At 66.7% G+C, this 13247-nt stretch carries 15 protein-coding genes; 6 read left to right on the top strand and 9 right to left on the bottom strand.

Features of this window, described 5'->3' with window-relative positions; genetic code table 11:
* Positions 1 to 9: 9 nt before the first annotated feature.
* The 4 genes from sigM (at position 10) to trxA (ending at position 3174) form a co-directional block, all read left to right on the top strand.
* The gene (sigM, locus tag BLU79_RS22580) at positions 10 to 750 is read left to right on the top strand and encodes an RNA polymerase sigma factor SigM (protein ID WP_093907657.1); all 741 of its coding nucleotides are present in this window, start codon (positions 10 to 12) and stop codon (positions 748 to 750) included.
* Entirely contained in the window at positions 747 to 1661 is a 915-nt protein-coding gene (locus tag BLU79_RS22575; RefSeq protein ID WP_093907656.1) for a hypothetical protein, read from the top strand. Before sigM ends, BLU79_RS22575 begins: the two co-directional genes overlap by 4 nt.
* Before the next feature lie 170 nt (positions 1662 to 1831).
* Positions 1832 to 2800 carry a thioredoxin-disulfide reductase gene (gene trxB / locus BLU79_RS22570; protein ID WP_093907655.1) on the top strand — a complete coding sequence of 323 codons (969 nt, stop codon included), beginning with the start codon at positions 1832 to 1834 and terminating at the stop codon, positions 2798 to 2800.
* A 41-nt stretch (positions 2801 to 2841) separates the two neighbouring features.
* Positions 2842 to 3174 carry a thioredoxin gene (gene trxA, locus BLU79_RS22565; RefSeq protein ID WP_093907654.1) on the top strand — a complete coding sequence of 111 codons (333 nt, stop codon included), beginning with the start codon at positions 2842 to 2844 and terminating at the stop codon, positions 3172 to 3174.
* Between the two features lie 72 nt (positions 3175 to 3246).
* Here the strand turns inward: trxA and BLU79_RS22560 are convergent, their stop codons facing one another.
* From BLU79_RS22560 to BLU79_RS22550, 3 genes are all read right to left on the bottom strand, one after another.
* Positions 3247 to 3864, bottom strand: a complete 618-nt coding sequence (locus tag BLU79_RS22560; protein WP_093907653.1) for a GNAT family N-acetyltransferase — start codon at positions 3862 to 3864, stop codon at positions 3247 to 3249.
* A gap of 322 nt (positions 3865 to 4186) precedes the next feature.
* Complete coding sequence (locus BLU79_RS22555; protein WP_093907652.1) at positions 4187 to 5281, bottom strand: ParB/RepB/Spo0J family partition protein; 1095 nt, start codon at positions 5279 to 5281, stop codon at positions 4187 to 4189.
* Positions 5278 to 6351 carry a ParA family protein gene (locus tag BLU79_RS22550; protein ID WP_093907784.1) on the bottom strand — a complete coding sequence of 358 codons (1074 nt, stop codon included), beginning with the start codon at positions 6349 to 6351 and terminating at the stop codon, positions 5278 to 5280. The genes BLU79_RS22555 and BLU79_RS22550 overlap by 4 nt, the downstream gene beginning before the upstream one ends.
* Positions 6352 to 6939: 588 nt before the next feature.
* Here BLU79_RS22550 and BLU79_RS22545 point away from each other — a divergent pair.
* On the top strand, positions 6940 to 7281 hold the full coding sequence (locus BLU79_RS22545) for a hypothetical protein (protein WP_093907651.1): 342 nt from the start codon (positions 6940 to 6942) through the stop codon (positions 7279 to 7281).
* Positions 7282 to 7400: 119 nt separating this feature from the next.
* Here BLU79_RS22545 and rsmG read toward each other — a convergent pair whose 3' ends face one another.
* From rsmG to rpmH, 6 genes are all read right to left on the bottom strand, one after another.
* The gene (rsmG, locus tag BLU79_RS22540; RefSeq protein WP_093907650.1) at positions 7401 to 8117 is read right to left on the bottom strand and encodes a 16S rRNA (guanine(527)-N(7))-methyltransferase RsmG; all 717 of its coding nucleotides are present in this window, start codon (positions 8115 to 8117) and stop codon (positions 7401 to 7403) included.
* A gap of 126 nt (positions 8118 to 8243) precedes the next feature.
* Entirely contained in the window at positions 8244 to 8756 is a 513-nt protein-coding gene (locus BLU79_RS22535) for a Jag family protein (RefSeq protein ID WP_093907649.1), read from the bottom strand.
* A gap of 15 nt (positions 8757 to 8771) precedes the next feature.
* Positions 8772 to 10043 carry a membrane protein insertase YidC gene (gene yidC, locus BLU79_RS22530; protein ID WP_093907648.1) on the bottom strand — a complete coding sequence of 424 codons (1272 nt, stop codon included), beginning with the start codon at positions 10041 to 10043 and terminating at the stop codon, positions 8772 to 8774.
* 3 nt (positions 10044 to 10046) lie between these two features.
* Positions 10047 to 10400: a membrane protein insertion efficiency factor YidD gene (yidD, locus tag BLU79_RS22525; protein ID WP_093907647.1), complete on the bottom strand. Its 354-nt coding sequence runs from the start codon at positions 10398 to 10400 to the stop codon at positions 10047 to 10049.
* On the bottom strand, positions 10397 to 10768 hold the full coding sequence (gene rnpA, locus BLU79_RS22520) for a ribonuclease P protein component (protein ID WP_093907646.1): 372 nt from the start codon (positions 10766 to 10768) through the stop codon (positions 10397 to 10399). Before rnpA ends, yidD begins: the two co-directional genes overlap by 4 nt.
* A gap of 21 nt (positions 10769 to 10789) precedes the next feature.
* Entirely contained in the window at positions 10790 to 10927 is a 138-nt protein-coding gene (gene rpmH / locus BLU79_RS22515) for a 50S ribosomal protein L34 (RefSeq protein WP_005482975.1), read from the bottom strand.
* Positions 10928 to 11310: 383 nt separating this feature from the next.
* Between rpmH and dnaA the strand changes: the two genes are divergently transcribed.
* Positions 11311 to 13209 (top strand): chromosomal replication initiator protein DnaA, encoded by a 1899-nt coding sequence (dnaA, locus tag BLU79_RS22510; RefSeq protein ID WP_093907645.1) that lies wholly within the window; start codon positions 11311 to 11313, stop codon positions 13207 to 13209.
* Positions 13210 to 13247 lie beyond the last annotated feature (38 nt).

Raw genomic sequence — 13247 nt, 5'->3', positions numbered from 1 at the left:
GGGGGTCCGATGGCAGACGGCGGCGCATACCGTGACACAAGCGATCAGGACCTTCTCGCCCGTCATGTAGATGGTGACCCGGACGCCTTCGGTGAGCTCGTGCGGCGTCACCGCGACCGGCTCTGGGCGGTAGCGCTGCGGACGCTCGGCGACCGCGAGGAAGCCGCTGACGCGGTCCAGGACGCCCTCGTCTCCGCCTACCGGGCCGCCCACACCTTCCGGGGCCATTCGGCCGTCACGACGTGGCTGCACCGGATCACCGTGAACGCCTGTCTGGACCGCGCCCGCAAGGCGGCCTCCCGGAAGACCTCACCGGTCGACGACACCGAACGCCTCGAGCAGCTGCTGGAGCCGCACGAGTCCGCGTCGGCGCCTGCAGAGCGCAACGATCTGCACCGCCAGCTCCTGGAAGCGCTCGGCACGCTGCCGCCCGATCAGAAGGCGGCGCTCGTCCTGGTGGACATGCAGGGTTACCCCGTCGCCGAAGCGGCCCGCATCCTCGACGTGCCGACCGGCACCGTCAAGAGCCGATGCGCGCGCGGCAGAGCCAGACTCCAGCCCCTCCTCACCCATCTACGGCCGGAAAGTACCGGAGATGGCAAGGATTCAGGCGAGAGGCGGAACCGGACGCAGGGGACATCCGTCCCACCGGCAGCGGGCCCACGTGCCACGGGGCCACAAGCAAGGGATCCGCGGGATACCGGGCCGAGTGATTCAGCTGCAGTGAAGGGCGGAGGTGGGCGAGCGTGACATCCACGACGGACACGGCCGGGCACCCGGACGTCGCCGAGATCTCCGACCTCACCGAGGGCCTTCTCCCCCCGTCCAGGACCGCCGATCTACGACGGCATCTGGATGAGTGCGCGCTGTGCGCAGACGTCCACGCGTCGCTGGAGGAGATCCGAGGGCTGCTCGGGACACTGCCCGGCCCGACCCGCATGCCCACCGATGTCGCCGAACGCATCGACGCCGCCCTCGCAGCAGAGGCTCTACTGAGCGCCACAGCGCCCGGGGACGTCAGCCATCCCCAGATCGCCCTCGCTGCCCACTCGGCCTCCGATGCGGACGACGGCGCGCATGTTTCACGTGAAACATCGGCGGCAGGACGTCCGGCGGGCCATGCCCGCTCCTCGACCACCGGCCCCGGCCGCAAGGATCGCAAGAAGGCCGGGCGACGGAAGGTCGCCGTCCTGAGCGCCGCGTTCACAGCCGCCGCTCTGGGACTGGGTTCCGTGCTGCTGACCTCACTGATGGGCGGGTCCGGTCCGTCGGCCGACGGAGGAGGGACCACCGACACGTTCTCCGCGGCAAAGCTGGAGAACCAGGTCTCCGATCTCCTCGCCAAGAACGAAGGCTCTGTAGGTAGCTCCCGCAAGCCGGAACGCAGCTTGGGCGTGGCGGGCGAGCCCGAGACCGAAGGCCCCCGGGTCTTCCGCGAGGTCACGGTGCCCGACTGCATCCGCGAGGGCATCGGTCGCAACGACGTGGCCCTTGCCACCGAGGAAGGCGTCTACAAGGGCAAGGACGCTCTCCTTGTCGTGCTGCCCGACTCCTCTGATGTCAGTCGAGTCACCGCCTACGTCATGGACGCGACCTGTGTGAAGCATCCGTCATCCGCGACGGCCGAGGTCCTCCTGACGGACTCGTACGCTCGCCGCTGAGAGACCGAAGGCTCGTCCCCGTCCAAGGCGTCAACCCCCGCCGCGAGGCGCAACCGTGTGCCCGGACACAGTGGGAATGCGCGCCCCTTAGGATCCGTTGGGTGGGGTGAGAGTTCTGAAAGGGGCTCTCACCGGTCCGACGAGGTATTCCAGAGACGAGGAATCAAGCCGTGAGCGACGTCCGTAACGTGATCATCATCGGCTCCGGGCCCGCCGGCTATACGGCGGCGCTCTACACCGCGCGCGCGTCGCTGAAGCCGCTGGTCTTCGAGGGCGCCGTCACCGCCGGTGGTGCGCTCATGAACACCACCGAGGTGGAGAACTTCCCGGGCTTCCAGGACGGCATCATGGGCCCCGAGCTCATGGACAGCATGCGCGCCCAGGCCGAGCGTTTCGGAGCCGAGCTCGTCCCGGACGACATCGTGAACGTCGACCTCAGCGGTGAGATCAAGACCGTCACCGACACCGCGGGCACGGTTCACCGTGCGAAGGCTGTCATCGTCGCCACGGGCTCGCAGCACCGCAAGCTCGGCCTGCCGAACGAGGACGCCCTGTCCGGTCGTGGTGTCTCCTGGTGCGCCACCTGCGACGGCTTCTTCTTCAAGGACCAGGACATCGCCGTCATCGGCGGCGGTGACACCGCGATGGAAGAGGCAACCTTCCTCTCCCGCTTCGCCAAGTCCGTGACGATCGTCCACCGCCGTGACACCCTGCGCGCCTCGAAGGCGATGCAGGACCGCGCCTTCGCCGACCCGAAGATCAAGTTCGTCTGGGACAGCGAGGTCGCCGAGGTCCAGGGCGACCAGAAGCTCTCCGGCCTGAAGCTGCGCAACGTCAAGACCGGCGAGCTCTCGGACCTGGCGGTCACCGGCCTGTTCATCGCGATCGGCCACGACCCGCGCACCGAGCTGTTCAAGGGCCAGCTGGAGCTGGACGAGGAGGGCTACCTCAAGGTCGACGCCCCCTCCACGCGCACCAACCTGACCGGTGTCTTCGGCGCCGGCGATGTAGTGGACCACACCTACCGCCAGGCGATCACCGCAGCCGGCACCGGCTGCTCCTCCGCCCTCGACGCCGAGCGCTTCCTCGCCGCCCTCGCGGACGAGGAGAACGCCGAGCCCGAGAAGACCTCTGTCTGACCCCCTCACCCACTCCACGCACCAAAGTTAAGGAGCCAGCAGTGGCCGGCACCCTGAAGAACGTGACCGACGACTCCTTCGAACAGGACGTCCTCAAGAGCGACAAGCCCGTACTGGTGGACTTCTGGGCCGCCTGGTGCGGTCCGTGCCGCCAGATCGCGCCGTCCCTCGAGGCGATCGCCGCCGAACACGGCGACAAGATCGAGATCGTCAAGCTCAACATCGACGAGAACCCGGGTACGGCCGCCAAGTACGGCGTCATGTCCATCCCGACGCTGAACGTCTACCAGAACGGCGAAGTCGCCAAGACCATCGTCGGCGCCAAGCCGAAGGCCGCGATCCTCCGCGACCTCGAGGACTTCATCGCCGAGTGACGTTTCACGTGAAACACGAATGGGCCAACCCCAGCGGGTTGGCCCATTCGTTTTTGAGCGAGGCAGCCGGCCTTAGAGAGGCCGGAGGGCGGGCTCCTTCTGTACGGCCCCCAGCAGCCGGTCGATCGCCATCTCCACGTCTTCCTTCCAGGACAGCGTCGTCCGCAGCTCCAGCCGCATCCGCGGAGAGGTGGGGTGCGGGCGAACTGTCTTGAAGCCCACGGCCAGAAGATGGTCCGCAGGCAGAACGCACGCCGGCTCTTTCCAACGAGCGTCCCCGAAGGCCTCGATCGCCTTGAAGCCCCGCCGCAGCAGATCCTTGGCCACCGTCTGGACCATCACCCGGCCCAGTCCCTGTCCCTGGTAGCCGGGCATGATGAACGCGGTCATCAGCTGCACCGCGTCCGGTGAGACAGGGCTCGTGGGGAACGCCGTCGAGCGGGGCACATACGCCGGAGGCGCGTACAGCACAAAGCCCACCGGTACGTCGTCGACGTAGACCACCCGCCCGCACGAGCCCCAGTCCAGCAGGACGGCGGAGATCCAGCCTTCCTTCTCCAGGGAGGGTGTCCCCGCCTTTACCGCGGCTTCACCGCTGACCGGGTCCAACTCCCAGAAGACACACGTGCGGCAACGCTTGGGAAGGTCCTGAAGGTTGTCCAGCGTGAGCGGTACGAGCCGACGCCCCATGAAGGCTGTTCCTCGCTTCCTTCGCCCGCGGCGTCGCGAGCGGCTGTCAGGGCGTTGCGTTCCCTGAGCAGGCTGCCGACGAATCCGCCGACCGCGCCCAGCCCAAGACCCGCGCTCACCAGTCCGGTGCGGCTCACCGTTCGCATGGACCCCGCCTCCCCTAAGAGGTCTGCCAGGTGGATGCGCCATACCCGAACGCATCGTATCCACGATGCGATTCCATCGATACCAGCAGGAAAGCAAAGAGCGGGCCGTGTTCCGGTACACACCGGACACGGCCCACGCGGGTAGGTCGGGAAAGCAGGACCCGGCCTACGAGGTGTCAGTCCTCGGACTCCTCGTCATCTTCCAGAAGGCTCCTCTGGAGAGCCAGCTTCTCGCCCGGAGCGAAGGTGCTGAGGATCCGCTCAAGGTCCTCCGGGGAGGCGAACTCGACAGTGATCTTGCCCTTCTTCTGGCCCAGTTCGACCTTCACCCGCGTCTCGAAGCGATCCGAGAGCCGGGTCGCGAGATCGGACAGCGCCGGTGAGGGCACAGAGCCGGCCCGCGGCCCCCTGGAACGCTGAGCCTTCTGCGGGCGGGAGCCCATCAGCGTCACGATCTCCTCGACGGAGCGGACCGACAGTCCCTCGGCCACCACGCGGTAGGCCAGCCGCTCCTGCTCCTCCGGATCCTCGACGGAGAGGAGAGCCCGCGCATGCCCGGCGGAGAGGACTCCGGCGGCCACCCGGTTCTGGACCTTGGGCGAGAGCTTCAGCAGACGCAGGGTGTTGGAGACCTGCGGCCGGGACCGGCCGATACGGTCCGCCAACTGGTCGTGCGTGCAGTTGAAGTCCTTCAGCAACTGATCGTAGGCAGCCGCCTCTTCGATCGGGTTCAGCTGGGCGCGGTGCAGGTTCTCCAGGAGCGCGTCCAGGAGAAGCTTCTCGTCGTCCGTGGCCCGCACGATCGCCGGGATCGCGTCGAGGCCGGCCTCACGGCAGGCCCGCCAGCGCCGCTCGCCCATGATGAGTTCGTAGCGGGCGGGGCCGATCTGCCGTACGACGATCGGCTGGAGGAGTCCGACCTCCTGGATGGAGGTGACCAGTTCCTGCAGGGCGTCCTCGTCGAAGACCTCACGGGGCTGCCGCGGGTTCGGCGTGATGGCATCGAGGGGGATCTCCGCGAAGTGCGCGCCCATGGGAGCTGGAGCCGTCTCCGCGGTGCCGCCCAGCGACGGCTCCTCGGTTTCATGTGAAACATGAGGCAGCGTGGCCACCTTGGCCGCGGCCACCCCTCGCTCGGACAGCACCGGGACAACGGCCGGAGACGAGGAAGCGGCGCCTCCCACCGGGGCCGGGGCCACCGTCTTCTCCGTCGGTGCTGCAGGGATCAGTGCGCCGAGACCACGACCCAAACCCCTCCGTCGCTCGCTCACTGGATCCCCTCCACCATGCTCGGGTTGCTCTGAGCGCCGATATGGGCGTGCGTCGGGTCGTAACTGACACCGACACCCTTCAGCGCGATCTCTCGTGCCGCCTCAAGATAGGACAGCGCACCGCTCGAACCTGGATCGTATGTCAGCACCGTCTGTCCATAGCTCGGCGCCTCGGAGATACGCACCGAGCGGGGAATGCTCGTCCGCAGCACCTCGTCCCCGAAGTGGCTGCGCACCTCGTCCGCGACCTGGGACGCCAGCCGCGTTCGGCCGTCGTACATGGTGAGCAGGATCGTCGAGACATGCAGAGTGGGGTTGAGATGCCCCCGCACCAAGTCGACGTTGCGCAGCAGCTGCCCCAGGCCCTCCAGCGCGTAGTACTCGCACTGGATCGGGATCAGGACCTCCTGCCCGGCCACCAGCGCGTTGACCGTCAGCAGGCCGAGCGAAGGCGGGCAGTCGATGAGGATGTAGTCCAACGGCTGCTCATAAGCCTGGATCGCACGCTGAAGCCGGCTCTCGCGTGCCACCAGAGACACCAGCTCGATCTCCGCACCGGCGAGATCGATCGTGGCAGGGGCGCAGAAGAGGCCCTCGACATCAGGGACCGGCTGGACGACTTCCGCGAGCGGCTTGCTCTCGACCAACACGTCATAGATGGAAGGGACTTCCGCGTGATGGTCGATCCCCAGAGCCGTGGACGCGTTGCCCTGCGGGTCGAGATCGATGACCAGCACGCGGCCGCCATGGAGAGCGAGCGACGCGGCAAGATTGACGGTCGTCGTCGTCTTGCCCACGCCCCCCTTCTGGTTGGCGACCACCATGACACGGGTCTGCTCGGGCCGTGGCAGGCCCTCGCCGGCGCGGCCTAGAGCCTCCACCGCCAGTTGGGCAGCACGACCGATGGGAGTGTCGTCCATCGGGGGCGGTGTTTCACGTGAAACATCGTCCCCCATCGACTCGGTGCGGGGACCGGGGACCGGATCGGTCATCGGTCCCGCGATGTTGGCGTTGGACCGCAAGGATTCACTCTCCTCGACTACAGGCTCGCAATGAACAGAGCCTCCCATGTCTTCGGGGTGGTGAACCAGTGAGGCCTGTTGTTCTGTGGAGAAATCCACCTCTGTGGACAACTCCGTGCCCCTCAAGGGGGACGGAGTGTCATCAGGAGGATCCTCTCCGAGAGAACCAAGGGGTTGTCGGTCGCGAGGTTCGGCCGCAGCGCGGCCGCGGCTGATGATCCCGTGCAGCAGTGAGCGACGTTTCACGTGAAACACGATGCCAGCGTCATCCTGAAATACTTCACGACACTCCATCCTGGGTAGTTTTACGCCCTTTTACGGAGTACACCCTGAGCGCCAAACGGGGTCACCACCCCCTCCCGAGGGTCACATGTGAGACATCTGCCACAGCCCCCGCCTCCCCACAGGGGGGATGATGGTGATCATTCCGGCAGAATGACCCTCGCGCTATACAGCTCAAATGCACCTCAAGGTATTTAACGTGCAAATTTCGCCGACGAATCAACGAGGTATGGTGTGAAATGAAACGGGGGGCACCGGACGTCGACCAATCCGGCCCTATTTACGGGGTAGTACATTCGCACGCTTTCCGCTTCATTGAACATTGACCAAAAGCAAGACATTACGGGGAACACCATGAAGAGCAGGAACTTCGCACGCGCGGCTTCCATTTTCATCGGCGTCGGAATGCTGACCGTCACCACGCCGGCCTTCGCCGACCAGGACGTCAAGGCCATCTGGGGACACGGGTACCGCACCAGCAGTGACCATGGCGTTGCCGCCGTCAAGGACCTTGGCGACGACGGCAACGAGGTCTACGTGCAGTACACCCGCAGCGGCCATGGCGACAAGATCTTCACCCTGTGGAACAAGAAGGGTAAGGGCACCACGACGTACAGTGGTGACGGTGGCACTGTGACCATCAAGAAGGTCTGCCGGTCCATCTCCGCGGCTCCGGACTACTGCAAGAACCGGTAAATTCGGGGCCTGTTGATCAGGAGTCCGGAAACATAAAGGAGAGGTGCCCGCCCCAGGGAATAACTCCCGGGAAGGGCACCTCTTTTACGCAGAAGGCGATACGAGGCGCTTGGCTTCCGTCAGCGCCTGCGCCGTGTCCGGGTCGACCGGGCAGCCTTCGCACGCTTCGCTGCGAAGCGCACACCTCCCGGGCTCTCCCCGACTTCCACGCGGACGACGGTGGACATCGGATCCACTACTCCCTCGCCCACATGCAGGATGGACGTCTCCACAGCGCCGAGCCTGCTCAGCGCCGTGGCGGCGCTCTTGAGCTCCTCTTCAGCGGCGTCACCCTTGAGGGCGAGCATCTCGCCGTACGGTCGCAGTAGAGGGATTCCCCAGGTGGCCAGTCGGTCCAGCGGCGCCACGGCTCGGGCGGTGACAACGTGCACCGGCGTCAGCTTCCCCATGACCTCCTCGGCACGGCCGCGCACCACCGTCACGTGATCGAGGCCCAACAGTTCCACCACCTCGGTCAGGAAGTTGGTGCGCCGTAGCAGTGGCTCAAGCAGCGTGATCTTCAGGTCCTCCCGGACAAGGGCCAGAGGAATGCCAGGCAGGCCGGCGCCCGAGCCCACATCGCACACGGTCACCCCCTCCGGCACGACCTCGGAGAGCACCGCACAGTTCAGCAGGTGCCGCTCCCACAGGCGGGGCACCTCACGCGGGCCGATCAGCCCGCGCTGCACACCCGCCTCAGCGAGCAGTTCGGCGTAGCGGACCGCATCAGCGTAGCGATCGCCGAACACCTCACGTGCCTGCTCGGGCACAGGGGGAAGCTCCGCTGCCTCCGTCACGGGGACCGTCCTTCCGTACCGCGCCGACGCCTTGGGCGCCGACCACCAGAACCAACAGAACTAACAGGCTGACAAAGTTCGGCCCCGCCTGCGGACAGACGGGGCCGGAGGAAACGTACGGGCCGATCAGGCGGGAAGCACAACGACGAACCGCTGCGGCTCCTCGCCTTCGGACTCACTACGCAGACCCGCCGTCTTCACCGCGTCGTGCACAACCTTGCGCTCGAACGGCGTCATCGGCTTCAGCTTCACGGGCTCACCGGTGTTCTTCACCTCAGCGGCGGCCTTGGCGCCCAGCTCGGAGAGCTCGGCACGCTTCTGGGCCCGGTAGCCCGCGATGTCCAGCATCAGGCGACTGCGATCCCCGGTCTCCCGGTGCACGGCCAGGCGCGTGAGCTCCTGCAGCGCCTCCAGCACCTCGCCGTCACGCCCGACCAGCTTCTGCAGGTCTCGGCTCCCCGAGTCGCTGATGATCGAGACAGCGGCGCGGTCAGCCTCGACGTCCATGTCGATGTCGCCGTCGAGATCGGCGATGTCGAGCAGACCCTCAAGGTAGTCCGCCGCGATCTCGCCCTCCTGCTCCAGGCGGGAGAGGGTGTCTACACCCTCGGCAGCGGCGGAGGTGGTGCCTTCCGTCACGGGATGGACTCCTTCTTACTTCTTGGACGGGGACTTGGGGCGCTGCGGACCGCCCTTGCGCTGCCCGGACTGGGCCTTGCTGCGGGTACCGCTGCCAGGCTTCTGCGCGGCCTTCTTGGCAGCGTCCGGCTTGGCGTCCTCGGGCTCGTCGTCGGACTTCTTGAGCGAGGTCGGCTCATCGCCCTGCTTCGCACCGCCGGACTGACGCTGGGACTTGCTCTGCCGCTTCGGCTGCTGGCGCTTGGGGGCACCCGCGGCGGTCGGCGTACCGTCCTCGGCCAGAGTGGCGACAGCGCCCTCGCTCTTGATCACAGTGCCGTCGGCCTGCGCCGCGAGACCCGACTTGGTCAGGCCGTTGATGAACTTGCGCTCGTACTCGTTACGGTCACGGCCCTTGGCCACGATCGCCTTGACGATGGCCTTCTCACCGCGGCCACGCGTCTTGCCGTGGTTCGTGACGTGCTTGTGCAGGCGCTCCAGGTACGCGGCCTGGGCCTTGGAACCCGGAGTCGGGTTGTTGCGGATGACGTACATCTGCTGGCCCATGGTCCACACGTTGGTGGTCAGCCAGTAGACGAGGACACCGACCGGGAAGTTGATACCGAAAACGGCGAACATGACCGGGAAGATGTACATCAGCATCTTCTGCTGCTGCATGAACGGCGTCTTCACCGTGGTGTCGACGTTCTTCGTCATCAGCTGACGCTGCGTGTAGAACTGCGACGCCGACATCAGGACGATCATGACCGCGGTGACGATGCGGACAGTGATCAGCGAGGCATTGAGCGCGGCGACGTCAGAAGCGCTGTCAGTGAACTTCGCGGCCAGCGGAGCCCCGAAGATGTGCGCTTCCTGCGCACTCTTCAGCAGACTCTCGTTGATCACCCCGATGGTCTCGTTGTTCGCGATGCTGTTGAGCACGTGGTACAGGGCGAAGAAGAACGGCGACTGCGCCAGGATGGGAAGGCACGAGGAGAGCGGGTTGGTGCCCGTCTCCTTGTACAGCTTCATCATCTCTTCGGACTGGCGCTGCTTGTCGTTCTTGTAGCGCTCCTGGATCTTCTTCATCTCGGGCTGCAGCGTTTGCATGGCCCGGGTCGCCTTGATCTGCTTCACGAAGAGCGGGATCAGGCAGATACGGATCAGAATCACCAGGGACACGATGGACAGGCCCCAGGCCCACCCGGTGTTATCGCCGAAGATGGCGCCGTACACCGAGTGGAACTGGACGATGACCCAGGAAACGGGTGTCGTGATGAAGCTGAAGAGGCTGGCAATCGTGTCCACTAATCATGCTCCTTGGACATGGGACGGGGTCTCTGCGGCCGGGCTCGAAGGAACATTCCCTTCGATGGCCGTTTCGGCGGCGGAGGGCCCGCCCTTCCGTGCACGCCACGCATTGCGCAGCATCTCGTGCCAGCGCGGACGCTTGCGCGGCGGGACATGGTCCACACCACCCAGCGACCACGGGTTGCACCGCAGGATGCGCCAGGCGGTGAGCGCCGTGCCCTTGATCGCACCGTGCCGGTCGATGGCCGTATACCCATAGTGGGAGCACGACGGGTAGTACTTGCACACCGGCCCGAGCAGCGGACTGATCGTCCACTGGTACAGCTTGATCAGGGCCAGCAGTGGGTACTTCATCGCGCGCCCCCTCCCAGCAGCCGCTGCAGAGCGGCATCCAGGTCTCGGGCCAGCTGTGCATGGTCGGCGTCACCCGCACCGGGCAGCGCTCGTACGACTACCAGGCTACCGGGGGGCAGCAGGTCCACTCGGTCGCGCATCAGATGGCGAAGCCTGCGCTTCACCTTGTTCCGCACGACCGCACCGCCCACAGCCTTGCTCACGACGAAACCCGCACGCGTCGGGGGAGCGCTCTCCCCAGGCGCGTGCGGGTCCGTGGCACCGCTACGAAGATGGACGACGAGGGACGGGCGACCGGCCCGGCGCCCTCGTCGTACTGCGGTCGCGAAGTCTTCGCGCCGCCTCAGCCGATGCTCGGTAGGCAGCACGACGTCATGACCTGATCAGGATCAGGCGGACAGGCTGGCGCGACCCTTGCTACGGCGGTTCGCGAGAATCGCGCGACCGGCACGCGTACGCATCCGCAGGCGGAAGCCGTGGGTCTTCGCGCGACGACGGTTGTTCGGCTGGAAGGTGCGCTTGCTCACTCGGGGGCTCCAGAGATAAATCGGGGTTTGCGGGTGCCGTCCTGGCTGTCACCGTGCGCCCACGAGTAGCTCGCGTTACGCCCGTGTGCACCGCTTACCGATCACCTTGACGCGATCTGTGCCCATCGGAGGCAGGCGGCAGCAGCCATCGACAACTCGACCTGGTTACGGTACGCGCGGCTACGCCATCCGGTCAAACCAGAGGTCACGGGGAGACACTATCCACAGCCTGGGGACAACAACTTGAACCGCACCCGCCGCCCTGACTACCGTGGCTGAACTCCGATTCGTTCCCTTGTCCCCCTGATTCTGGCTCCACCCGATCTGAATCCCGAACCGTCCCACAATCACACGTTCGTGGGACCCGTGAGAGAGCGTGCCCTGTGGCTGACGTACCTGCCGATCTTGCCGCAGTGTGGCCACGAGTACTGGAGCAGCTTCTCGGTGAGGGCCGCGCACAGGGGGTCGAGGTCAAGGACGAACACTGGATCCGGCGCTGCCAGCCCCTCGCGCTGGTCGCCGACACCGCCCTGCTCGCCGTACCGAACGAATTCGCGAAGGGCGTACTTGAGGGCCGACTGGCCCCCATCGTCAGCGAGACCCTCAGCCGCGAGTGCGGCCGCCCGATCCGCATTGCGATCACCGTCGACGACTCCGCCGGCGAACCCCCGGCCCCACCGCTGCCCCCCGCCCCACCCCAGCCCCGCTACGAGGAGCCCGAACTCCCCTCGTACGAGGGCTACGGCCGCCACCGCGCCGACGACCGCCACACCGGCGCCCCCGCCGACCCGCTGCCCACCGCACGCCCCGCCTACCCGAGCGAGTACCAGCGCCCCGAGCCCGCACCCGGCAGCTGGCCGCGCCCGACACAGGACGAATACAGCTGGCAGCAGCAGCGACTCGGCTTCCCCGAGCGGGACCCGTACGCCTCGCCCTCGCAGGAGCCCTACCCACAGGACTCCTACGGCGCGCCCACCCAGGACTATCGCCCGCAGCCGATGGAGCGGTCGTCGTACGACGGACACCGCCCCGACTACGAGCAGCAGCGGCCGGACTACGACCAGCCGCGCTCCGACTACGACCGCCCCCGCCCCGACTACGACCGCGACGCCCGCCGCGACCATTCCGAGCCGCCCACCGGCTCCGGTCATGTGCACCGCGGCGGCCCCGTCGGCGGGAACCTGCCGACCACCGGCGCCCCCGGCCCGCTGGCCGCACAGCCCGCCCCGGCGTCCGGCCCCGGCGAACCGACCGCGCGACTGAACCCGAAGTACCTCTTCGACACGTTCGTCATCGGCGCCTCCAACCGCTTCGCGCACGCGGCCGCGGTCGCCGTCGCCGAGGCACCGGCGAAGGCCTACAACCCCCTCTTCATCTATGGGGAGTCCGGCCTCGGCAAGACGCACCTGCTGCACGCCATCGGGCACTACGCGCGCAGCCTCTACCCGGGCACGCGCGTGCGCTACGTGAGCTCCGAGGAGTTCACCAACGAATTCATCAACTCCATCCGCGACGGCAAGGGCGACAGCTTCCGCAAGCGCTACCGCGAGATGGACATCCTGCTCGTCGACGACATCCAGTTCCTCGCGGACAAGGAGTCGACGCAGGAGGAGTTCTTCCACACCTTCAACACGCTCCACAACGCCAACAAGCAGATCGTGCTCTCCAGCGACCGGCCGCCCAAGCAGCTGGTCACACTGGAGGACCGGCTGCGGAACCGTTTCGAGTGGGGCCTGATCACCGACGTCCAGCCGCCCGAGCTGGAGACGCGTATCGCGATCCTGCGCAAAAAAGCGGTCCAGGAGCAGCTCAACGCCCCGCCAGAGGTACTGGAGTTCATCGCCTCCCGCATCTCGCGCAACATCCGCGAGCTGGAGGGCGCGCTGATCCGGGTGACGGCGTTCGCGTCGCTCAACCGGCAACCGGTCGACCTGGGCCTCACGGAGATCGTCCTCAAGGACCTGATCCCCGGCGGGGACGACGCGACGCCGGAGATCACCTCGACGGCCATCATGAGCGCCACGGCCGACTACTTCGGCCTCACGGTCGAGGACCTGTGCGGCAGCTCCCGCGGCCGTCAGCTGGTCACGGCCCGCCAGATCGCCATGTACCTCTGCCGTGAGCTGACGGATCTCTCGCTGCCGAAGATCGGCGCGCTGTTCGGCGGCCGCGACCACACCACCGTGATGCACGCCGACCGCAAGATCCGCAATCTGATGGCCGAGCGACGCTCCATCTACAACCAGGTCACCGAGCTCACCAACCGCATCAAGAACGGCTGACGGAGCCGGCCGAGACGGCCTGAAGAGCCCGTCGTACG

Origin of the sequence: Streptomyces sp. cf386 (genome assembly GCF_900103585.1) — a bacterium.
GTDB lineage: Bacteria > Actinomycetota > Actinomycetes > Streptomycetales > Streptomycetaceae > Streptomyces.
Note: the sequence above shows the minus strand (reverse complement) of the source record. Positions and strands in the feature narration are given on the sequence as shown.

What these genes read in the sequence shown, in the direction of transcription:
- sigM (WP_093907657.1), top strand. Translation starts at nt 10, where the DNA reads ATGGCAGACGGCGGCGCATACCGTGACACAAGCGATCAGGACCTTCTC.
- BLU79_RS22560 (WP_093907653.1), bottom strand. Translation starts at nt 3,864, where the DNA reads ATGGGGCGTCGGCTCGTACCGCTCACGCTGGACAACCTTCAGGACCTT.
- BLU79_RS22550 (WP_093907784.1), bottom strand. Translation starts at nt 6,351, where the DNA reads ATGGGAGGCTCTGTTCATTGCGAGCCTGTAGTCGAGGAGAGTGAATCC.
- BLU79_RS22545 (WP_093907651.1), top strand. Translation starts at nt 6,940, where the DNA reads ATGAAGAGCAGGAACTTCGCACGCGCGGCTTCCATTTTCATCGGCGTC.
- yidD (WP_093907647.1), bottom strand. Translation starts at nt 10,400, where the DNA reads ATGAAGTACCCACTGCTGGCCCTGATCAAGCTGTACCAGTGGACGATC.